Source organism: Amycolatopsis sp. NPDC043885, assembly GCF_056435685.1.
The window spans coordinates 1100545-1120085 of the sequence record NZ_JBWKEA010000001.1 but is presented as its reverse complement, the minus strand read 5'-3'; the positions used below and the strand labels follow the sequence as shown (position 1 = coordinate 1120085).

The window sequence follows — 19541 nt, the reverse complement described above, 5'->3', positions numbered from 1 at the left end:
GGACGGTTAGAACCGTCCTTACCACTCACGAGGTCAGGAGCGCGGCTGTTCCCAGAGCCAGAATTCGATGCCCTGGTCGTCCACGCAGTCGGCGCTCAGGCCGTAGGGCTGCTGTTCGGTTTCGCCTGCCTGGCCGCCTTGGGCGCGGACACGGTCGAGGGCGGCGGCGAGATCGTCGACGGCGTACATGAGTTTCCAGCCCACCTGCCGTCCCGGGCCACCCCAGAGTCCGCCCTGCAGGCCGGAACCTTCGACGCCCCAGCCGCCTTCGACCCGCCCGGGCGAGAACTGCCAGCCCAGAACGGCTCCGTAGAACGCCTTCGCGCGTTCGTCGTCGGGCACCTGGAAAGTGAAGTAACCCGCTTCGCCGTGCCGGATCGGCGTAGTGCCCGAAGCGGGCCGAGGCGCAGCCTGCGCGACAAGCCACCGCTGGCCGTACGGGTCCTTGATCTCCCCGCTCAGCCCGTGGCCTTCGTCCGCGACGGGACGTCGCAGTTCCCCGCCCAGCTCCACGGCTCGGGCGGCCGAAGCATGCGCGTCCGCGACCTCGACCCGGATCAGCGGGCCACCGGCGGGCGCCACGACGATGCCCAGCTCGGGGAATTCCTCCGCGAACATCAGCACGCTGTCCCCGATGGCCAGTTCCGCGTGGCCGACCCGGCCGTCCTCCAGCACGATCGGATCGGACCGCCGCCGTGCCCCGAACACCTCGACATAGAAATCGAGCGCGGCGCGGGCGTCCGTCACCACGAGGTACGGCGTCAAAGAGCGGACTTCGGCATCGGTAGTGAGTGTTTCCGTCATATCGGCTCCGTTCAGGACGGCGCGACGAAGGTTGTCGCGCAGTTCGGCGGCGAAGAGCGGGTCAGGCTCGACAGGCTGCGAGGGCGCGCGAAGCGCGTCGAACGGATCAGGCATCGCGACCCTCCTTCTCCTGGTAAGCACGCCGGAACGCGGCACGGGCCCGCACGAGCAACGCCTCCGTGGCGTGCACCGTGCGCTCGAGATGCTCGGCGACCTCCGGGACCGGGAGGCCGTCGACGTAGCGAAGCGTCAACGCGGCTCGATGATGTGCCCCGAGCGACGCGAGCACCTCGCGCGCCAGAAGCGCGTCCAGCCGTTCGTCCCACGGATCGGTGTACTCCTCCTCGTGGACGAGCCGCAGCCCGCGTTCCTCACGTGCTTTGCGCCGCCAGTGATCGGCGAGCTTGTGCCGGGCGACGCCGATCAGCCACCCGGTGCTCACTGGAGGTGCGAACTCCTTGCGACAGGCCCTCACCGCGCCGAGGAACGTCTCGGACGTCAGCTCCTCGGCGAGGGTGCGATCACCGCACCGGGACAGCAGGTACCCGTAGACCTCCGGCAACGCCGTCTCGTACAGCGAAAGCAGCGCGAAGGCCGGGTCCCGATGCACCCGTGGTTCCGTCACATCCCCATCGTCGCTCGGGGAGCCACAACTCCGACGGGTGAACTCGAACTTTCTCAGCCCCGTGGATCCGGCAGCCGCCGGGCCACCGTGATCACCCCGACCGTCAGCACCGCCTGAATCCCGATGACCAGCACGAACGCGCCCTTCATCCCGAGCGGCCCGGCGCCGGCGGAAGCGAACAACGTTCCCAGCGTCGCCACGCCCAACGCCATCGCGGCCTGCTGTGACGTCGTCAGCATCCCGCTGCCGACCCCGGCGATCTCCGGCGGCACCTTCGACAGGACGATCCGGAACACCGTCGTCATCGCCAGTCCCTGACCGAGACCGCACAGCAGCATCCCCGGCACGAAATCGAGCACTCCCAGGTCCGCGCCGCGATGGCCGAACACATCGCCGAGCCGGCGTGGAAGAACCTGGTCAAACGCCTGCGACAGGAGTCCGAGCTCTTCGAACGGATGTGGAAGGAGCACGACGTCTCCACCGAACGGATCGTGCTCAAGCGCTACCTGCACCCGGACGTCGGCCTGCTGCGCTTCGAATTCTCGTACCCGTACCTCGGACGGCGTTCCGAGATCTCCCTGGCGACGTTGACCCCGGCGGACGAGGAAACCGCGGCGAAACTGCCCAGCTCCCTCTGAAGGGTGAGACGGACGAGGCTCGCGAGGGAGCCTTTCCGCGGCGCGCACGCCGACGCTGGTGAGCATGACCGTAGCGATGGCTCCCCCCAAGATCTCCAGTGCTCGCCTGATCGTCTGCTACGCCGCGATCCTGGGCACGCTCCCGTACCTGACCCTCAAGGCGTCCTGGGTCACCGGCGGCAGCCTCGGCCTGCGTGATCCGTCCTTTGTGGACTCCGACCTGATGATGTTCGCGAACCTGGTCACCGGCGGGATGGACGTCGTCGCGGTGATCCTCGCGCTGGCGTTCACCTACTCCTGGGGCCGCCGGATCCCCGCGCCGCTGGTCCTGTTCCCGATCTGGATCGGCACCGGGCTGCTCGCGCCGATCGTGCTGAACGTCCCGGTGATCGTCGCCGACCTGTCCACGGCGCACCTGACCGAAATGCCGCTGGAGAACTGGGTCTGGGCCGTCGTCTACGGCGGCTTCGCCTGGCAGGGCATCCTGCTGCTGACCGCGTTCGTGCTCTACGCCCGCGATCGCTGGTGGTTCGTCCTCACCGGCACCGTGAAGCCGGGCACGATCGGTGTGGCGGGCCTGCTCGGCATCGTCGCCGCGCTCGTCACGGCGATCGGCCACACGATCTGGGCGTTCGGGACCGGCGGTATCGCGGCCCGCGGCCAGGACGTCGTGATCGCGGTGCTCGGCGTCCTCGCCGCGATCGCGCTGGCGAACGTGTCGCGAGGACGGTTCTGGCCGCGGCTGGTGCTGGTGTGGACCGGCGCCGGGGCGATGGCCGGCACGGGGGCGTGGGCCTTGTTCAGCGCGTTCACCATGGGATCCACCGGGCGCGTGGCGGTGCTGGCCGTCCAGGTGATCGGCGGCGTGCTGATGATGATCTCGGTCCTGCGGCGTCTACCGCGGGCGGCGTAGCCGGGAAGCCGCTTTTCAACGGACGCGATCCGTCTCCGCCCCGGGTAGCTTTCGCTCTGTGCTGCTGAAAGAACGGTTTCCGTGGAGCCCCTGGGTGGGCCGCGTGCTGCGCGTGGTGCTTCCGCTGGGGTTCGTCCTCGGTGCCACGAGCGGCGCCTCACGCTGGCAGCCGGACTCGCCGCAGCTGACCACGTCCGGCGTGCTGTGGCTGGTCGCCATCGCGGTACCGCTGCTGATCGTCCACCGCTTCCCGATGACGATCTTCCTGCTCACCTCCGCGCTGACGCTCGGCTACTACGCGTCCGGCAACCCGGGCGGGCCGGCGATCTTGCTGCCGACCATCGCGCTGTTCCTGCTCACCAAGATTCGCGGGCCGGTCGTCGCCGGCGGCACCGGCGGAGCGCTCCTGGCGGCGTCGGGGATCGCGTTGTTCGTCCGGCACGGGTTCGCCGGCTTCGATCTGCGGACGGGGTTGGGCCTGGTCTGGGTGATCGCGGTCGTCGGGGTCGGGACGGCGGTGCGCAACGGGATGGCGGCCGCAAGGGCGCGCCGCGAGCAGGCCGACGAGCACCGGCACCGGATCGCCGAGCAGGAGCGGCTCACCATCGCCCGCGAGGTGCACGACGTCGTCGCGCACAGTCTCGCGATGATCAACGTCCAGGCCGGGGTCGCCGCGCACGTCGCCGACCGGCGGCCTGAACAGGCGAAAGAGGCGTTGCTGAACATCAAGGAGGCGAGCGCTTCGGCGCTGAAGGACCTTCGCGCCACGTTGGCCGTGCTGCGTTCCGGTGAGGACAAGGCGCCCGCGCCGAGCCTCGCCCAGGCCGACGAGCTGTTCGAGCACGCCCGCGCCGCCGGGCTGGAGGTCCGCGTCGATGGTGCGCCGGGAGAACTGCCCGCGCCCGTCGACGGCGCCGCGTACCGGATCCTGCAGGAATCGCTGACGAACGTGGTCCGTCACGCGCATCAGGCGCGGGGTGTCGACGTCAGATTCGAACGGAAGACCGGTGCGCTGACGCTGCTCGTCCGCGACGATGGCCGTGGCGCCGTCGATCCCGCGCCCGGTCACGGCCTGCGCGGGATGTCCGAACGGGCGGCCGCGCTGGGCGGCGCGCTCACGACGTCCGTGGTGGACGGCGGATTCCAGGTCCGCGCGGACCTGCCCATCGAGGGGGAACGATGACGATCCGGGTGGTTCTCGCCGACGACCAGGTGCTGGTCCGCGCCGGTTTCCGGGTTTTGCTGGAGACCGAGGACGGGTTCGAGGTCTGCGCCGAGGCGGGGGATGGCGAGCAGGCCGTCGCGGCCGCCGTCGACCACAACCCGGACATCGTCGTGATGGACGTCCGGATGCCCGGCGTCGACGGGCTCGAAGCGACGCGGCGGATCACCGCGAATCCCGAGCTGGCCGGGGTGAAGGTCCTGGTCCTGACCACGTTCGACGTCGACGAGTACGTCTACGAGGCGTTGCGCGCCGGCGCGAGCGGGTTCCTGCTGAAGGACACCGATCCGGTGGAGCTGCTGCGGGCGCTGAAGGTGGTCGCCGCGGGCGAGGCCCTGCTGGCGCCGACCGTGACCAGGCGGCTGATCGCGGAGTTCGTCGACCGGCCGGAGAACCGCCGCATCGACGTGAACGCCGTCCGCGAGATCACCGATCGCGAACGCGAGGTCCTCGGCCTGGTCGCCGGCGGTATGTCGAACGACGAGATCGCCGCGCATCTGGTGATCTCGACGGCGACCGCGCGCACGCACGTCAGCCGCATCATGACCAAGATCGGGGCGCGGGATCGGGCGCAGCTGGTGGTGCTGGCGTACGAGTCCGGCCTGGTCAGTCCTCGCCGGGGTTGAGGTTCCCCCAAAATGCTGACTTTGCCGGAAAAACTCCGCCGGTCACGTGGAGTCATCAAGAGTAACCCAACGCTGACGCTCCGTTAATTCCGCGTCTAGCTGGCTCGCCATCGAGCTTCGGACAGGACGTGCATCTGCACGTGCACTCTTGGTGACCCGGCCTCATCTCCGTCTCCACCAGGGGCGAGGGGAAGCGACGGGTCTACCCGAGACGACGACGCGAAAACAATACGCACGTACGGCAAACCCTGATTTCCTGACGAGTATAGAAGTATCGCGTGAGGCTGCTGCTCAAATCCGTGTACGGTGGGTGATTTTTTCTTCGGCCGTCGCGCGGAATGACGGTCACTTTCCGTCGCGAAATCGCTCCCTGGACGGGAGCGGCTCCCACTGTGTTGCTTTGTCGCAATGGCGCTGAGCATTAGTCTCCGGCTGAACGGCAAGGGGGATGTCACCTACCCGACACGATTCTCACTCGGCCGGGTCCAGAATTCGATTCACTTTTTCTCTCACGGGGAGTCACTATTGACGACAAAGACACCTGACCCGCTTCTGGTGGTCACCGCAGGCGTCGTCGTTCTCGCCTGCATCGTCTTCGCCGCGATCCTCTGTGCGTTCGCGGCGGTGGTCGGCTGATGGGCGGGGATTTCCTGGCCGCGGTCACCGAACGGCAGCGGCAGCGGCTGCTCGACCTCGGCAGGCACGTGGACCACACGGCTGGCTCGGCACTGCTCCATCAAGGCGATCCGGCGCCACCGGTGCTGATCCTGCGATCCGGCTTCGTCAAGGCGCTGCGTGCGGCCCAGAGCGACACGCCGCCGACGATCGTGGACCTGCTCGGTGCCGGTGACGTGCTCGGCGTCGAGGACTGCCTGGCCAGACGGCCGAGTCATCTCTCGTACGTGGCCACGAAACCGGTTCGTGCCCTGGAGATCCCGCGGAACGCCTTCCACGGCTTCCTCGACGACGATCGGGTGATGGCCCTGATCGCGGTGGACATGGCCGTCCGGTTGCGGCTGCGGAACGTCGCGCAGGGTTTCGCGACGGCCAAGGTCCGGAGCCGCCTGACCGCGTTCCTGACCAGATTGCAGGCGCTCTACGGGGTTCCCGGCGATGCGGGCGTCGTCATCGACGTGGGACTGAACCATACGGACATAGCCTCTGCGATCGGCGCTTCACCAGCGTCGGTCAATGCCGAGATGGCGAAACTGAAGAGCGAGGGCTACCTGAGTACCGGTTACAAGACGATCCACGTGAAAGAACGCCTGCGAGAGGACGGCCCTCCGCTTTTCCCTGCCGTCTCGTCCGCCCTCATCGGCCCACGGAAGATTCCGCAGCTACGGATGAGGCGGATAGCGATGGGGTGAACGGGACTTTCCTCGTGAGACCCTCGAGGAAAGTCCCGTTCCCCTCATTCACCGCGCCGCGGGGTGCGCGAAAACCGGGTCAACTGCGCTTCAGCTGAAGCGCGAGCCGTATGACGAACACGACGGCCAGCGCGGCGACCAGGGCGATCTCCCAGGCCATGGCGGCTCCTCTCGGCCGGCATCCGGACTCACCGATGCTCTGCCCATAAGGCGCATCAGCGGGGGAGGACGTTCATCGACACGGCCCAACTCACACTTTCGGGCTAACGCCGCGCCCACGACCGTTCATTGCACGGGAGGCACCTACAGAGCGCTTTCGACCGCCGCCCACACCCGATGCGGGTCGTGGTCCATCGGCCGCGAGTCCGGATCCGGCCGCTGCCGCCGCAACAGGACCTGCTGCACCAGCGCCGCCTGCCGGTCCGCCGCGGCCACTCGCCGCCAGAACAGGTGATCCTCCAGGCCTTCGAACAGCACCTCGGTGGTCCACCCGCCGAAGTCGTCGACGAGCGACCGCCGCACCAGATAGCCGCTGCCCAGGTACGGCAGCGTCCGCAGGCGCCGCTCCTCCGGCGGCAGCGCGCCGACCAGGCCTTCCACCGGATCCGCGATCGGGCAGTGCACGACGTCGGCGCTTTCCGAAGCGGCCAGCAGCCGCTCCAGGAGGAACTCCGAAGCACGCGTCCCGCCGTCGAGCACCAGCAGCCACGACGCCGTCGATCGCTCCAGCAGGGAGTTCCGGGTGAGCCCCCGGCCGAGCGGAGCGTCGTGCAGAAGGACGTCGTACGGGCGCGGGCGCGGCCACGGGTGCACGCCGTCCTCACCGACGAGCACCTGCTTCGGCGTCACGCTGGCGGTGAGCAGGTCGTTCACGAGTTCGTCCGGGTCGGCTTCGCCGGTCCGTCGCACGATCAGCACGTCCACGTCGGCGGTGGCAGGCAAGGAAGCCGCCGCGGGTTCCCAGCGTGGTGTGGCGACCCGTCGCGCGACCTCGACCTGCCGGATGATCTGCGCCGAAGCCACCAGGCCTTCGGGCGAGGCGGCGCCTTGCACCGAGCGGTCCCCGGCGAAGCGCGCATCGAACGGCGCGGTGTCGACCGCGAGCGCGTTCGCCGGGCTGCGCAGGGTCGACGCGAACCGCCGCATCGAGGCGAGGTCCGTCACCGGCGCCGCGGTGACCCCGCGGGCGAGCGACGAAGCCACGTCGATCAGCATCCGGGCCGACGGCCCCATGTCGAGGGAACGCACGAATTCGTACGCCGCGGCCCGGAGCCGTCGTTCACGTCCGGGTTCGGCGGCCAGCGCCGCCGCGACGGTGCCCAGCGACTCCGCTCGCGCGATCACCAGGTGTTCGCCGGGGACCAGGGGCTCGATGTCGGCCGAGGTCTCGCTGATCACGACACAGCCGTTGGTCATCGCTTCGAGCGTGCGGACCCACTCCAGCGTCTGCTTCTGCTCCCGGTGCAGGTTCAGCAGGAACCGCGACCGCGCGAGATGCTCGAACTTCGCCTTGCCGGGCAGGAAGTCGACGCGGGCGGCGGTCATCGGCTCGTGCGGCGGGGTCAGCAGCCGCGTCCGCAGGCCTTCGAGGTCCCGTGCGTACGAGCCGAGCAGTGCCGACCGGCGGCGTTCGGCCGTGCCCAGGTACGTCACGTCGAGGTCGCGAGGGCTGTCGAGGTCGCCGCCCCACAGATCCCACAGCGGGGTGTAGCCGAGCTGGAAATGCTCGACCTCCACCCCGCGCCGTCGCAGTTCCACGGTGGCGTCGACGTGGATGTCGACCGCGGCGCCCAGCGCGCGGACGAGCGACACGGTGCGTTCGAACGTCGAGGTGCCGGGATGCTCCACACAGAACCCGATGGTCCGCCGGACCTGTTCGGCGTCGGGGAAGTCGGTGTCCGGGCAGATGACGAAGTACTCGTGCGGGACGACCACGTAGACGGTGTCCGGCCCCGCCTCGGGGTACTTGCCGACGGCGGTCCGAGCCCGCCCGCCCGCCGTACGCACCGCGTCGGCGACCACTTCGAGCAGTTCCTCCATGAAGGACGAGCCACCCTCGGCGGACACGAAACAGAGATCGGTCACGGCCGGTTCATCCTCCTGCGCACCAGCCGCAGTGGCGCGGTGACCCGCCAGCTGAGCGTCCGTCGCGTCGCGTCGAGCTCGTTCGCCATCTCGGCGGCCACCCGTTCCGCGGTCAGCATGCGCTGCCGGTCGGCGGACGGTTCGCCACCGGGCAGGATGTCCGCCTCGACGACCCCCGCGGACAGCACGAGTTCGGCGTCCAGCAAGGCGAGCCGGAGCCTGTCGCGCTCTTCGCGGGCCGACAGGAGCTCGGCGCGCATCGAATCACGCTGCTGCCTGGCGAAAAGCACGTCGCCCTCCAACGCCGTCGTCCTGGCGTTCGCGACGTCGAGCTCTTCCCGCAGCGCGGCCGCTCGCTCCTGCACCGCGGCCGCTCGCTCCTCCATTTCGGCGAGCTCCGCGCGCAGCGAACTCATCGCCGTGACATCGACGCTCACCGCGCGCAGTTCCTCCTCCGTGCCGGTCAGCTTCGCCTTCAATCTGTCCTGTTCGGCGGTGAACATCTGCCGTTCGGCCCGCAGCCGGGTCAGTTCGGCCTGCACACGGCCGGGCAGACCGGTGAACTCGGAGTTTTCGTCAGGCACGGTCGCCCCCCGCACTGTGGCGCCCGCTGAGGGCGAGATCGGTCAGGATTTCGGAGTATTCGCGTGCGTAGCCCGCCGGATCGAGCCACGGCAGGAGCTTCTCGTACGCGGCTTCCGCCATTTCGCGTCGCCGGGCAGGAGGTGTGCCGAGCGCCCGGAGCAACGTCGCCGTCAAGGCGTCGACGTCGTTGGTTTCGAACAGCCAGCCGGATTCCCCGTCCACGAGCATTTCCCTGGCGCCGAACACGTCGGTCGCCGCGACCGGGACCCCGCAGCTGACGGCTTCGAGGATCGACCGCGGCAGCGATTCGACGTCCGAATTGTTGACGAAGAGGTCGGCCGCGTGGAGCCAGCGCATCGGATCCGGCTGGATCGGCACCAGATCGACGGCCTTCCCGAGCCCGGTCCGCTCGACCGTCCGCCGCATGGCCAGCCCGTACGGGGTCGGGTGCAGGCCGATGATGCTGAGCTTCACTTCGGGGTGGACGCGGCGGATCCGGCGCATCGCGGAGAGCAGCGGGGCCTGGCCCTTGCGCGATTCCGTGATCCCGACGTTCACCAGCACCACGTCGTCCGGCGAGTAACCGAGGTCCGAGCGTGCCCGGCGGCGGGTCTCGGCCGGAGTCCGCCCACCCAGTGTCCACATAGGAGTCCCGTAGCGGACCGTCCGGCACCGTTCCGGCTTGCTGTAGGGAAGGAACATCTCCCGCGTCGAGTCGGCCACGAACAGCAGCATGTCGGTCTCGGCGAGGGTGGACTCCCAGCGCCGCCGAACCGCGGACGGCGGTTTGTTCGGGCCCCAGTTGTGAAAAGCGAAGGTGGGCAAGGAGAAACTCTCGTGGATCACCCACGCGGTCGGGAGCCCGGCGCGTTTGGCCGCGTCCGCGGCGGGGAAACCGCCGAGGGTGTTGACCAGCGCGACGCCCGCTCCGGACAGCTTGGCGAACCGGGCCAGCTCGGCGACGTGCCCTTCGTACTCGGGGACCGAAGACGTGCGGTAGTGCGTCGTGACGTGCACCGGCACACCGAGTTCGCGGCATTCCGCCCGCAGCGGGCCGTCCACCGCGGTCACCAGGTCGACTCGCCAGCCATGGTCGCGGACGAGCCTGCCGAGCAGTTCCTGCAGCCACAGCTGCCCGCCGCCGACGGCGAGGCTGTGCGTGAAGATCAGTGCGTGCCGTGGATCCGACGGCACCGTGGTCCTGGCCAGTACGCGAGCGGTTTCCGCGGTCAGTTCGTCGGCGAGCGCTGCTTCGTCAGGATCCGCTTCGGCGTGCCGAAGCGTGAAGGTGTGGCGAGGGGAGACGTGTTCGCCGATCCCTTCGGTGCGGAACCGGACCCGGAGCGACAGCGTCCGCTCGGTGCCCTCGGGCAGGTCGACCGGGACCCACGCCTCGAACCCGCTCACCTCGGCGTCCACGAAACCGGGCAGCACCGGGTGCACGTCCTCGCGGGGAAGGCGGGTGCGGGCGCGCACGGTGCCGCCGCCTTCGACCTGTACTTCGATCAAGCTCGGCGCCCGCCCTTGCAGCAGCGCCCAGCCGGACACGTACACGACTTGGGCGTCGGTGACCTGACCCGACGGCGGCGTGGTGATCTCACCGATCCACAACGGTTCCTCACCGGGCAGCGTTCCGATGTGGACGGTCGCCGTGGACAGGACACGCTGGCCGGGGCCGTAGACGACCACATCGTGCCGCCCGACGGGAAGCCATCCGTGCGGCACCGCCCGCCAGCCGAACGCGCCTTCGGGGGCGTCCGGGCAGTCGTCCGGGACGACGGTCGTGGACACCCTGCCGAAGCTCACGGACATCTCGCCGGCGCCGCCGACGCCGGTGGTCCAGCCGCGGAGCTCGTATCGATGCCCGACCGGCCGGCCCGGGGTCACGATGCCGGCGGTGTAGAGGCTCGTCATGGCTTCGCTTCCTTGTTCTCGTCGCTGAGGCGACCGTACCCGGCGGCGTGGATCGTTCTCTCCAGCCGCGCGTGCCAGATGTCCGAGATCGCCGCGCGGATCTCGGCGGTGCCGTGCGCGGCGCCGCACGACCCGATCGTGGCGAAGTCGATCTCGCGCTCGACCGCACTGTCCACAAAGGAGGGATCGAGTCCCACGAGCACGCCGAGCCAGCCTGCCAGCTCACGCGTGGTCCCGCCGTCGGCCGCTCCGCGCCAGCCCGCCGAGGCGAGTTTGTCGGCCAGCACCAGCACTCCGCGTTCGGTCACCTCGGCGACGCCCGCGCCGGTGTGCCGCCATTCGAGGTCGATCGGGCGGAGGTCTTCGCCGTCGACGACGACGTTGTGCGGTACGAGATCCCACAGCGCCCGCACGCCCCGTTCCGCCTCGGTCCGCAGCAGTTCGCGCCAGGCGGGCAGGAGGTCACCCGCTCGTTCCGGGGCGGCCAGCAGAACTTCGAGGATCGTGGCGGCGTCGTACACCGGATCCGTCCACGGGCCGACGGAGATCCCGGCGACGGTCGTCGGCGGACGCAGCGGCACCCGCCGTACCTCGGCCCCGTCCGCCGTCCGGACGACGTCGGCCCGGGTGCAGGCGAACGCGGCGCGGTCGGTGGTGTTGAAGTAGGTCGCGAGCCGGTCCGGCGGCCACAGCGCGTCCGCGCCGGGACCGGCCAGGAGCAGCAGACCACTGGCGGGCTCGTCCACGATCGCCGCGGCCAGCCGTGGCGTTTCGGCGTCGAGCCGCGCCGACCGCACCGATCGGGCGATCTCGTGTCCTGGCGAGCAGAGGAGCTCCTGGACGACGTCCAGCCCGGCGGCCGCGAGCGTGCCCACGACCGCGCGCGAGCGCGTCGTCACCACCACGGCGCCGTGCGGCGGCAGCCGTCGGCGGACGGAATCGAGCAGGCCCCTGGTCGCATACGGCTGGGCGACGAGCACCACGTCGTACTCGACATCGCTCGAAAACCTCGCCGGATCGACGGTGAAGACCTCGACCGTGCCCAGTTCACCGGTCCGCGACCGGACCGCTTCCGCGCAGTCCTCGTCCGGTTCGATCGCGTGCACGACCTCGGCCCGCTCGCCGAGGTACCTCGTCAGCGCCCCGAGACCGGCGCCGATTTCGAGCACCCTGGCGTTCCCGGGCAGGGTGAGTGCCCGGAGCACGTTCGCCGCACCGTGGTCGAGCGGCGCGTGGCAGGCGAGGTCCTGGCCGGCGAAGTGCAGCTCGTCGCTGAGGGAATCCAGGTCCTCGGCGAGCGAAAGGACCGTCGAGAGCAGCCTGCCGACCCCCATCTGCCCCACTCAGTTCGTGGCGGGGAAGTTTTCCAGCAGGCCCTGCTTCACCGCACGCTGGTAGGTGCCGCTCAAGGCAGCCTCGCCAGGACCGCCGCCGAGCGGGTTCTGGACGACGTCCACCCGGATGATGTTGTTGCCGGAGACCCAGGTGCCGCGGTAGTCGCCGCTGTCGCCCTCGACCTTCTTGTGGAAGTTCACCTTGGTCGGGATGCCGGGCAGCACGGTGTCGGTGATGTGCACGAACCCGTGGCTGGTCTGGTACTGCCGGAGCTTGCTCACCAGGTCCTGCGCGCCACCGGGGTTGTTCATCGGGATGATCGTGATCGAGATCTTGGCCTTCTGCGGCCCGGTCTCGTCCGGCTGCTTCTCCGAGCCCCGGTAGATGACCTCCTTGACCCCTTCGGCCGTGACGAGGTCGATCTCGCCCTGCTCCATCCCGGTGATCGACGCGGCTTCGCCGACCTTGATCACGCCGCTCTTGGGGTCCGGGGTCCCCGACTGCTCGGGGATCCTCTCCAGCAGTTTCTCCTGGGGAGTGAGCACCTTCGTGGACGAAGGCGGCGGAGCCTGCGACTGGCTCTGGGGAGGCGTGTTCGGGTCGGTCGCCTGCGGGTCACCATCGCCGGAGAAGAGGAAGTATCCGCCGACGCCGAGACCGCCCAGCACGAGTACGGCGACGATCGCGATGACGGCGATCTTCCCGCCCTTGCCGCGGGGCTTGTCGTCGAAGAGTTCGGGGCCCTGCTTGACCCATTCCGTGCTGCCGACCGGCGAGATCGGCGGGAAGTCCGAGCCGCCCCAAGGCGGTGCGGCGTCCGCTTCGGGCGCGTTCCAGCCCTGCTGCGGCTGCTGCTGGTAGCCGTGTTGCTGGGGGAAGCCACCCGCGGGCGACGGCTGACCCTGCTGGGGGAAGCCACCGGGGGGTGAAGCCACCGGAGGGACCACCTGGGTGCGGTTCGGGTCGGCGGGCTGCTGGGCCTGCTGTTGCTGCCAGGCCGGGACGACCTGCGTGCGCTCGGCGCCGTCACCCTGCGGCTGGTTCACCGGCGCGATGATCTGTGTCGAATCGGCCGAGGGCTGGCCGGGCTGCTGCTGAGGCTGACCCTGCGGCCCGGCGGGCGGCTGCGGGGTGCCGGGCTGCTGTGGCGCGTCGCCATAGGCCACGGCCGAGGACAGCACCTGGTCGCGGCGGATGCGGTAGTCGTCCGCCGAGAGGCGGCCGGATGCGAGCTCCTCGTCCAGATTCCGCAGCTCTTCCTGCCAGGACACCACCAGCCCCCTTTTCGTTGATGGCCGGGCTCGCGGAGAGCGCCCGGTCGTCGCGTTGTCACCACAGCGGTGACCTCGCACATTCTGCACTGCCGGGCACCATGGTGTTCTCGCGGGTCGAATCGTGATCTGCCCGCGATCTGGGCGATTCAGCCCGCCGGGAGCACGTCCCCCAGCGCGGTGGCCGTCTTCGCCAGACGCTCGTCGAGCGCCTTCGAATCGCCGCCGAGCGGCTGGGACACCCACGCCGTCACGGCCATCGTCCCGGACGTGTACCCGAGACCGCTGAGCTGGCCGTTCTTGTTGGCGCCGACGAGCGCGAGCTGATCACCGACGCGCTGTTCGCGCATTCCGGCGTTGATCGAGTTCTGCCGGAAGTACTTGACGATCGCGTCCGCGTCCTTCGCGTCGTTCGCGGGGATCACCAGGACGAGATAGCCGTTCACGCCTTCGGAAGACCCCTTGTAGGTCACCGACGTGACCCCTTTGGTCCGCAGGAATTCGGCCGCCGCCTGGGAATAGAGCTTCAGCTCGGCGCCTTTGGCGACCGACATCGTGGAGTTGTCCTTGGACGGCGTTCCCGGCAACGCGGGGAGCCGGTCCTCCAGCGGCGTCTGCGCGCTGTCCGGTCGTTCACTCGGTGCGAGCCCGGACAGCCCGCCCGGCGGCTGGGCGGTTTCGGGCGGTGACGCGGCGGTGTTCGAAGGCGACGAGCCGAGCCACAGGGTCCCGCCGATGATCAGTGCCAGCACGAGGAGCACTCCGGCGCCGAGGAAGAGCCACGTCGGCTTCTTCTTGCCGACGACGGCGTAATCGTCGGTGGGAGCACTGTGGCGGGGGCCTGGCTCCGGCGTCAGCGGCGGGAGCGGCAGGCCCTGCTCGACGGTGGCGGGGCCGCGCCGGAGCCGCTGCGGCGGTTCCGCGCGGAGATAGACCGTCGGATTGATGTCGGCGGGCGAAGGCGCCGTGGTCTTGTGGTGCGCGATCCGGGGGATTTCCCGCTTCGGCGGAGACGGCGGCTCGGCCGCCGATTCTGGAAAAGGGGCTGGGACGGTCCGCGGTTCCGCCGGGCGGACGGCGGGGTTGGTGCTGTGCCACGGTCCGGCCGGATGACGCAACGGCGAGGCGACCGGCGACGGCATCGCACCCCCCGACGCCTCCGCGAGGAGCTCGTCGCGCCGCTTGCGGTGTTCGGTGTGCCCGATACGGCCTGAGGCCAGCTCGACATCCAGCTGCCGAAGCTCGTCCTGCCAGCTCATATAGCCCCCTGCCGCCGGGTGTGGGCAGCCAGTGTCGCATGACCCGGACGGGTGGTTGATATTGGTCTTTCCCATTCTTGCGTCCGTTTCGGCGCAGGTCCAGCAGGGTCCGGAGGCGACGGCGCGGGTCCATCGTGGTGATGCTCTTTCGGCTGGTCAGCGGCGATCGGGCGGTCCCGCCGGTACGGTGGCGGACGTGGGAAGTGCCGGGTGACGGAAATCGACGCGTGTCGCGGCGCGCTGCGCGAGCTGGCCATCGGCAGGCTCGCCGGACGTGACGTCCGCACCTCCCATCTGGTCGAGGCCGGTCTGGACGCGATCGTCGCCGGACTCGATACCCCGTCCCTCGCCTTGCTCGCCGGGCTCGAATCCTCCGCCGAAGCCGCCGTCGACAAGGCTTTCGGCCAGGTCGTCGACGAGCTCGGCCTCGAACTGCCCGCCGATCCGACGGCCGCCCGCTGGCTGCTGATCCACGGCTGGCTCACCGCGATGGTCGAAGGCCGCCTCTCGCCCGCGGCAGGCGGCGCGCTGGTCAGCGAGGTCGGCGAGCTGCTCGGGTCGCCGCCGTCGTTGCGCGGGATCGCGCGGTGGTCGGCGATGCTCGACGGCTGGATCCCGACCGACCTCACCCCGCGGGACGTCTGCGAGGTGCCGATCCTCGAGGAGTCGGCCGAGCTGCTCGAAGGGCCTTGGCCTCCTCCGCCGCGTCACCCGTAAAGCCCCGTTTTCTGTCGTACATGTGTTCTAAAATGGTCGTTGTCCAGCAGGAACAGCGGCGAAAGGCAGACACGGATGGCCTACATCACCCTGCCCACGTTCGTGGGGTACAGCACGAGCTCGGGTCCCTCGCGTTCCTCGTTCGTCCGGCGCTGGCGCCGTCAGTACGAGGACCCGGCCCGGGGCGGGTTCAATTTCTACCTCCGTGCCGCGAACGCGATCCGTGCCGGGCGGATCTCCGGTGGGGATCGCGAGGTACTGCGGGCACTGGTCGAGAACGCGGACGAGCGCACGCGGCCGCACTACACCGAGATCGCCGACGGCTGGCTGCGCTACGTCGGGCGGCGTGACCTGCGGCTGGCGGAGGTCGGCCGGTCGCGATGGCGGCTCGGCTCGCTCGAAGTGGGGATCAACCCTCATCTCGGCCTGCGCAAGGGAGACGGGCCGGTGTACGTGACCTGGCTCTATTTCAAGGAGGAGCCATTGAGCCGGGACGCCGCGCAAATGGTGCTGTGGTTGCTCGAGCAGACCATGGACGAGTTGCGGCCGGGCGGGCGGCCGCTGGTGATCGACGTCCGGCGCTCGAAGGAGTTCGCGTTGTCGCCGCGCGATCGCGACAAGGTGCGGCCATGGGTGCGGAGTGAGGCCTCGGCCTTCATGAGTCTTTGGGAGGCGGCCGCGTGAGCGAACGACGGCGAGCCCACGTTCGGTGGGCTCGCCGTTCACGCACCGTCATTCTCACGGTTCCGGCGACGGCGCAAGACACCTGATCAGGTGACAGTTTCGCGGAGAATGCCCACGAGCTGGACAACTTGGGCCCTGAACACGAAGCTTTCCCAGTCTTAACCGGCCGAACCACCGAGGGTCGCTCGTGAACAACGCTTGGGAAGCCATCTCCAGGGTCGTAGATGAGCCCGCCTGGTACTGGGTCTACGACAAGCTCGCGTTCTGGCCGAGCACCTACGCGCACGCCTGGCCCGGTTTCCGTGAACCCGCTCCGTCCGTCGCGTGGGATCTCGCGCCAGGAGGTCTCGACCGTTCGTCACCGGAATTCCGGCTCGGCCCGTACGCCGTCGAGCAGAACGACGTCGCCCGTGTCGCGCTCGCGGCGTTGAAGGACTGCGTCGCCGAGGACGAGTGGGTCTGGGTGCTGCATTGGCAGCACCAGTCGTACCGCTTCTATCCGCATCGGCACGCCGCGCTCGACCCGTGGCCGGTTTCGGTGTTCCCGCGCACGGACTACCACATGTTCCTGGCGAACGACTTCCGCTTCGGCACGCTCGGGCACCCGTGGGAGCGGACGTTGTGCGTGTACGGCGAGAAGCTCGTGCCCGCCTTCGAGAAGCACGGCGAACAGATTTTCAAGAACGTGCTGCGGCGCGACGGGGCACCGGCCGTGATGGCGGGCGGACCTGCCTAAACTCAGGCGGGTGTTCGAATACCACGGGTGGGTGACCATCCAAGCGAGCCCTTCCGGTGACGACGACGCCGCGCTGATCGAGCGCATCGTCGAGCGGGTGCACCGAGCCGTCCGCGACTTCGGCGACGCCGACCTGCTCGACCTCCGCTGGGCCGCCGGGGTGCCGGTGCTGCACCTTGGCGGCATGGACAAGCACGGCACCGCGATCGCGCCCGAGCTGGTGGACCTGTTCACCCGCGTCGGCGATCTCGCGCCGGGCTCCTACGGTCTCCTCCACGTCTGGGACGACCAGGATCCCGACCACGACAACGAGTTCAAGGTGTACCGGATGGCCCGCGGCCTGGTCTCCGAACGCGGCGACGACCACCTGTCACCGGTCGCGCCGACCGTGATGGACGGCTACGAGATCTGAATCGCAACCCTTCTTGAGCAGCCGTACTCAAGACATCGCGGGGTGCTCGGCGCGACCTTGGTACGCATGACGAAAACCTCCGCAGTGCCTCCCACCACCGTCGCGTTCTTCGTCCAGGCCGCGTGTTCGTTCGGGCTGGCGCTGATCGCGGTCGTCATCGGCATCTGGTACCTGCCGGTCGACGGCTGGGTCCGCGGCTTCCTCGCCCTCGGCATGCTCTTCCTGACGACCTCGGCGTTCACCCTCGCCAAATGCATTCGTGACCGGCAGGACGAGAACACCGTCGTCAGCAGAGTCGACCAGGCTCGCGTCGACAAACTCCTCGCCGAGCACGACCCCTTCAAAACGCCCGCGCTATGAGCCGGCCGGGGCTCCGGGGGCCAGCCGGTAGAGGCGGCCTTCCCGGCTCGCGAACACGAGACCGTCCTTCAGGCCCGGCCGCGCCACCGCTTCCCAGCCGGCGCGGCCGGTGATGGTGCCGAACTCCGTCGCGACGTCGCGACGTGGCAACCCCACCGCACCGCCACCGACGACCGTGCCCGCCGCGTCGGTGACCAGTACGCAGTCGGGCTGTTCGCCGCCGAGGAAGGCCCAGCCGGTGAGAGTGGTGTCGCCGGTGACCGCGGGGCTTTCGATGAATCCGGCGGTCCGCTCGTCGTTCGGCGCGCCGGTGATCACCGGCGTCGCGGCCACGTCGATCCGCGATCCGAGTTCCGGCCCGCCCGCACCACATCCGAGGGTGAAGTCGGGGGTGAAGGGGTAGACGCCCAGAAGCTGGTACTTCGGAAGGAACTCCGGGTAGGCGTTCATCTTCTTGACGACCGACGCGGCGCCGGTCTGCATGGCGACCGCGAGGACGGGCTGAGTCGGATAGTCCTTCCGGAGGAGGTACGCACTCGATGATCCGACGGCGTAGGTGCCGAGCCCGACGACGAGCGCGATCGGGACGAGGTAGCGCTGGACGCGCCCTTGTGCCCGGACGGCCAGCAGGACGAGGAGCGCGCCGACGGCGAGCAGGCCGATGATCGCGTAGCGGGCCGAGAGGCCCTCGATGTTGCTGTACCGTCCACGCCCGAGCCCGATCAGCACTGCCGCCAGCGCCATGTGGAGGCCGAGGCCGACCCAGCCCGAATCGTTCACCTGATCCGTCTGTTCGGGCGCCGTCCCGCGTCGTTTGACCGCGTCGGTGACGGCCAGCCCGATGGCCACGAGCATGGCGACACCGCAGACCATGGCGGTGTCGGCCGTGGAGGCCGCCCAGGTGCGGCCGAGGACGGTCACGACCGAGCCGAAGTAGGTGTCCGCGCCCAGGATGGCGGGTGGCGAGCCTGCCTCGTTACTGGTCGCGAGGCGCCACAAGACGAGGACGCCGAGGCCCAGAACCAGGGGAAGGAGCACCTTCCACGGCCTGTCCCGGCGAAGCCACGCGATCAGGCCGAGCGCGATCCAGACCGGGAAGGCGGCGCCGTGGCCGAGGCTGGCGACGACGGCGAGGATCGTGGCGGGGACGGTGTGGCCGCGATGGGCGAACGCGATGGCCGCGACGGCCGGGGCGATACCGGCGAACCACTGGATGCCCATCCAGCCCGCGCCGTAGTAGTCAGTCCCGGCGGAAGAGAAGACCAGCAGGGAAAGCGCGGTCAGGACGGCGAGCCGGGGAAGGCCGGTGAGCTTCTCGGGGAGCATGCGCCAGAGCGCGAGGTAGGTGGCCAGTGCCAGCACGAACGTGGCGATGCCGAGGGCCGCGTTGGAACCGGCGAAGAGTTTCGCGTCGGCCCAGAAGAGCATCGCGACGATGACGACCGGGTGTTCGTTGTACAGCTCGGTGAAGGTCGCCGGGTCGAGCGAGCCGTTCGCGTCGGTGGTGATGCCGATGACGCGCCAGAAGTCCCAGTAGTTCATCCGGGGTGACCTGACGGCCTCGGCGAGCGCGAGCACGATCGGGGCGAGCAGGAGGAGCCACAGCGCCACGGCGCCGGGGCGGGGCAACCGGGCAGCTCGCGGACGGTCGGCGGCGGGCTCGACGGTGGCGGTGTCGCCGCTCGACGTGCGCTCGCTCATGCTTGTTCCCCCATGCTCGAAGATCCGGTCCACAAAGTACCGAACCCCCAGGTGAGGGCCTCCGCCAGCGGGTCGACATATGCACAAATCCGAATTACTACGGTCGTGTGACCCCACTCACCGAACCTGTAGCAGTTAGTGACCATCAGAACGAGTGAACGAGACGCGCCCGACAACCGACTCGCCAACGCGAGCTATAGGGAACGCGGGGTTCCGAGGGCTCGAGCCCCCGGGAATCATGGTGAGCAAGTCATGGTCCAGGCGTTCCCTGGACACACCGTGCCCAC

20 protein-coding genes and 1 pseudogene are annotated in these 19541 nt (G+C 69.4%); 11 read left to right on the top strand and 10 right to left on the bottom strand.

Annotated elements, in window-relative coordinates; genetic code table 11:
- Positions 1 to 33: 33 nt before the first annotated feature.
- From AC069I_RS05645 to AC069I_RS05635, 3 genes and pseudogenes are all read right to left on the bottom strand, one after another.
- Complete coding sequence (locus AC069I_RS05645) at positions 34 to 918, bottom strand: VOC family protein (protein ID WP_478223839.1); 885 nt, start codon at positions 916 to 918, stop codon at positions 34 to 36.
- Positions 911 to 1429, bottom strand: a complete 519-nt coding sequence (locus AC069I_RS05640) for an RNA polymerase sigma factor (RefSeq protein ID WP_478223838.1) — start codon at positions 1427 to 1429, stop codon at positions 911 to 913. Before AC069I_RS05640 ends, AC069I_RS05645 begins: the two co-directional genes overlap by 8 nt.
- A 53-nt stretch (positions 1430 to 1482) precedes the next feature.
- Positions 1483 to 1797, bottom strand: a pseudogene (locus AC069I_RS05635) (MFS transporter); the annotation flags it as partial.
- 9 nt (positions 1798 to 1806) lie between these two features.
- Here AC069I_RS05635 and AC069I_RS05630 point away from each other — a divergent pair.
- The 6 genes from AC069I_RS05630 to AC069I_RS05605 all read left to right on the top strand — a co-directional run bounded on the left by AC069I_RS05630 (position 1807) and on the right by AC069I_RS05605 (position 6195).
- Entirely contained in the window at positions 1807 to 2067 is a 261-nt protein-coding gene (locus AC069I_RS05630) for an MmyB family transcriptional regulator (protein ID WP_478223837.1), read from the top strand.
- A 64-nt stretch (positions 2068 to 2131) separates the two neighbouring features.
- Positions 2132 to 2980: a hypothetical protein gene (locus AC069I_RS05625; RefSeq protein WP_478223836.1), complete on the top strand. Its 849-nt coding sequence runs from the start codon at positions 2132 to 2134 to the stop codon at positions 2978 to 2980.
- A 58-nt stretch (positions 2981 to 3038) separates the two neighbouring features.
- A complete protein-coding gene (locus AC069I_RS05620; RefSeq protein ID WP_478223835.1) occupies positions 3039 to 4163 on the top strand; it encodes a sensor histidine kinase in 1125 nt (374 codons plus the stop codon).
- Complete coding sequence (locus AC069I_RS05615) at positions 4160 to 4828, top strand: response regulator (protein WP_478223834.1); 669 nt, start codon at positions 4160 to 4162, stop codon at positions 4826 to 4828. The genes AC069I_RS05620 and AC069I_RS05615 overlap by 4 nt, the downstream gene beginning before the upstream one ends.
- A 408-nt stretch (positions 4829 to 5236) precedes the next feature.
- On the top strand, positions 5237 to 5464 hold the full coding sequence (locus AC069I_RS05610) for a hypothetical protein (RefSeq protein WP_478223833.1): 228 nt from the start codon (positions 5237 to 5239) through the stop codon (positions 5462 to 5464).
- Positions 5464 to 6195, top strand: coding sequence for a Crp/Fnr family transcriptional regulator (locus AC069I_RS05605; RefSeq protein WP_478223832.1), 732 nt, complete (start codon positions 5464 to 5466; stop codon positions 6193 to 6195). The genes AC069I_RS05610 and AC069I_RS05605 overlap by 1 nt, the downstream gene beginning before the upstream one ends.
- A 303-nt stretch (positions 6196 to 6498) precedes the next feature.
- Here the strand turns inward: AC069I_RS05605 and AC069I_RS05600 are convergent, their stop codons facing one another.
- The 6 genes from AC069I_RS05600 to AC069I_RS05575 form a co-directional block, all read right to left on the bottom strand.
- Positions 6499 to 8280 (bottom strand): glycosyltransferase family protein, encoded by a 1782-nt coding sequence (locus tag AC069I_RS05600; RefSeq protein ID WP_478264909.1) that lies wholly within the window; start codon positions 8278 to 8280, stop codon positions 6499 to 6501.
- On the bottom strand, positions 8277 to 8864 hold the full coding sequence (locus AC069I_RS05595; RefSeq protein WP_478223830.1) for a hypothetical protein: 588 nt from the start codon (positions 8862 to 8864) through the stop codon (positions 8277 to 8279). The genes AC069I_RS05600 and AC069I_RS05595 overlap by 4 nt, the downstream gene beginning before the upstream one ends.
- Complete coding sequence (locus AC069I_RS05590; RefSeq protein ID WP_478231132.1) at positions 8857 to 10779, bottom strand: glycosyltransferase family 4 protein; 1923 nt, start codon at positions 10777 to 10779, stop codon at positions 8857 to 8859. The genes AC069I_RS05595 and AC069I_RS05590 overlap by 8 nt, the downstream gene beginning before the upstream one ends.
- The gene (locus AC069I_RS05585; RefSeq protein ID WP_478223828.1) at positions 10776 to 12113 is read right to left on the bottom strand and encodes an rRNA adenine N-6-methyltransferase family protein; all 1338 of its coding nucleotides are present in this window, start codon (positions 12111 to 12113) and stop codon (positions 10776 to 10778) included. The genes AC069I_RS05590 and AC069I_RS05585 overlap by 4 nt, the downstream gene beginning before the upstream one ends.
- Before the next feature lie 9 nt (positions 12114 to 12122).
- Entirely contained in the window at positions 12123 to 13388 is a 1266-nt protein-coding gene (locus tag AC069I_RS05580; RefSeq protein WP_478223827.1) for a flagellar basal body-associated FliL family protein, read from the bottom strand.
- 146 nt (positions 13389 to 13534) lie between these two features.
- Positions 13535 to 14644 (bottom strand): flagellar basal body-associated FliL family protein, encoded by a 1110-nt coding sequence (locus tag AC069I_RS05575; protein WP_478264908.1) that lies wholly within the window; start codon positions 14642 to 14644, stop codon positions 13535 to 13537.
- 210 nt (positions 14645 to 14854) lie between these two features.
- On the opposite strand from AC069I_RS05575, the gene AC069I_RS05570 reads away from it, so the two are divergent.
- The 5 genes from AC069I_RS05570 (at position 14855) to AC069I_RS05550 (ending at position 17553) form a co-directional block, all read left to right on the top strand.
- Positions 14855 to 15361, top strand: a complete 507-nt coding sequence (locus AC069I_RS05570) for a hypothetical protein (protein ID WP_478223825.1) — start codon at positions 14855 to 14857, stop codon at positions 15359 to 15361.
- Positions 15362 to 15436: 75 nt separating this feature from the next.
- Positions 15437 to 16045, top strand: coding sequence for a hypothetical protein (locus AC069I_RS05565; RefSeq protein ID WP_478223824.1), 609 nt, complete (start codon positions 15437 to 15439; stop codon positions 16043 to 16045).
- A 187-nt stretch (positions 16046 to 16232) separates the two neighbouring features.
- Positions 16233 to 16781, top strand: a complete 549-nt coding sequence (locus tag AC069I_RS05560) for a DUF2716 domain-containing protein (RefSeq protein WP_478223823.1) — start codon at positions 16233 to 16235, stop codon at positions 16779 to 16781.
- Between the two features lie 10 nt (positions 16782 to 16791).
- The gene (locus AC069I_RS05555; RefSeq protein WP_478264907.1) at positions 16792 to 17193 is read left to right on the top strand and encodes an immunity 7 family protein; all 402 of its coding nucleotides are present in this window, start codon (positions 16792 to 16794) and stop codon (positions 17191 to 17193) included.
- Positions 17194 to 17259: 66 nt separating this feature from the next.
- A complete protein-coding gene (locus AC069I_RS05550; RefSeq protein ID WP_478223821.1) occupies positions 17260 to 17553 on the top strand; it encodes a YiaA/YiaB family inner membrane protein in 294 nt (97 codons plus the stop codon).
- Here the strand turns inward: AC069I_RS05550 and AC069I_RS05545 are convergent.
- A complete protein-coding gene (locus AC069I_RS05545) occupies positions 17548 to 19254 on the bottom strand; it encodes a hypothetical protein (protein WP_478264906.1) in 1707 nt (568 codons plus the stop codon). The genes AC069I_RS05550 and AC069I_RS05545 overlap by 6 nt on opposite strands.
- Between the last annotated feature and the right edge of the window lie 287 nt (positions 19255 to 19541).

Coding starts and splice junctions, on each gene's coding strand:
- AC069I_RS05625 (WP_478223836.1), top strand. CDS start 2,132: ATGACCGTAGCGATGGCTCCCCCCAAGATCTCCAGTGCTCGCCTGATC.
- AC069I_RS05645 (WP_478223839.1), bottom strand. CDS start 918: ATGCCTGATCCGTTCGACGCGCTTCGCGCGCCCTCGCAGCCTGTCGAG.
- AC069I_RS05615 (WP_478223834.1), top strand. CDS start 4,160: ATGACGATCCGGGTGGTTCTCGCCGACGACCAGGTGCTGGTCCGCGCC.
- AC069I_RS05610 (WP_478223833.1), top strand. CDS start 5,237: ATGGCGCTGAGCATTAGTCTCCGGCTGAACGGCAAGGGGGATGTCACC.
- AC069I_RS05575 (WP_478264908.1), bottom strand. CDS start 14,644: ATGAGCTGGCAGGACGAGCTTCGGCAGCTGGATGTCGAGCTGGCCTCA.
- AC069I_RS05605 (WP_478223832.1), top strand. CDS start 5,464: ATGGGCGGGGATTTCCTGGCCGCGGTCACCGAACGGCAGCGGCAGCGG.
- AC069I_RS05590 (WP_478231132.1), bottom strand. CDS start 10,779: ATGACGAGCCTCTACACCGCCGGCATCGTGACCCCGGGCCGGCCGGTC.
- AC069I_RS05565 (WP_478223824.1), top strand. CDS start 15,437: ATGGCCTACATCACCCTGCCCACGTTCGTGGGGTACAGCACGAGCTCG.
- AC069I_RS05630 (WP_478223837.1), top strand. CDS start 1,807: ATGGCCGAACACATCGCCGAGCCGGCGTGGAAGAACCTGGTCAAACGC.
- AC069I_RS05585 (WP_478223828.1), bottom strand. CDS start 12,113: ATGGGGGTCGGCAGGCTGCTCTCGACGGTCCTTTCGCTCGCCGAGGAC.
- AC069I_RS05545 (WP_478264906.1), bottom strand. CDS start 19,254: ATGAGCGAGCGCACGTCGAGCGGCGACACCGCCACCGTCGAGCCCGCC.
- AC069I_RS05550 (WP_478223821.1), top strand. CDS start 17,260: ATGACGAAAACCTCCGCAGTGCCTCCCACCACCGTCGCGTTCTTCGTC.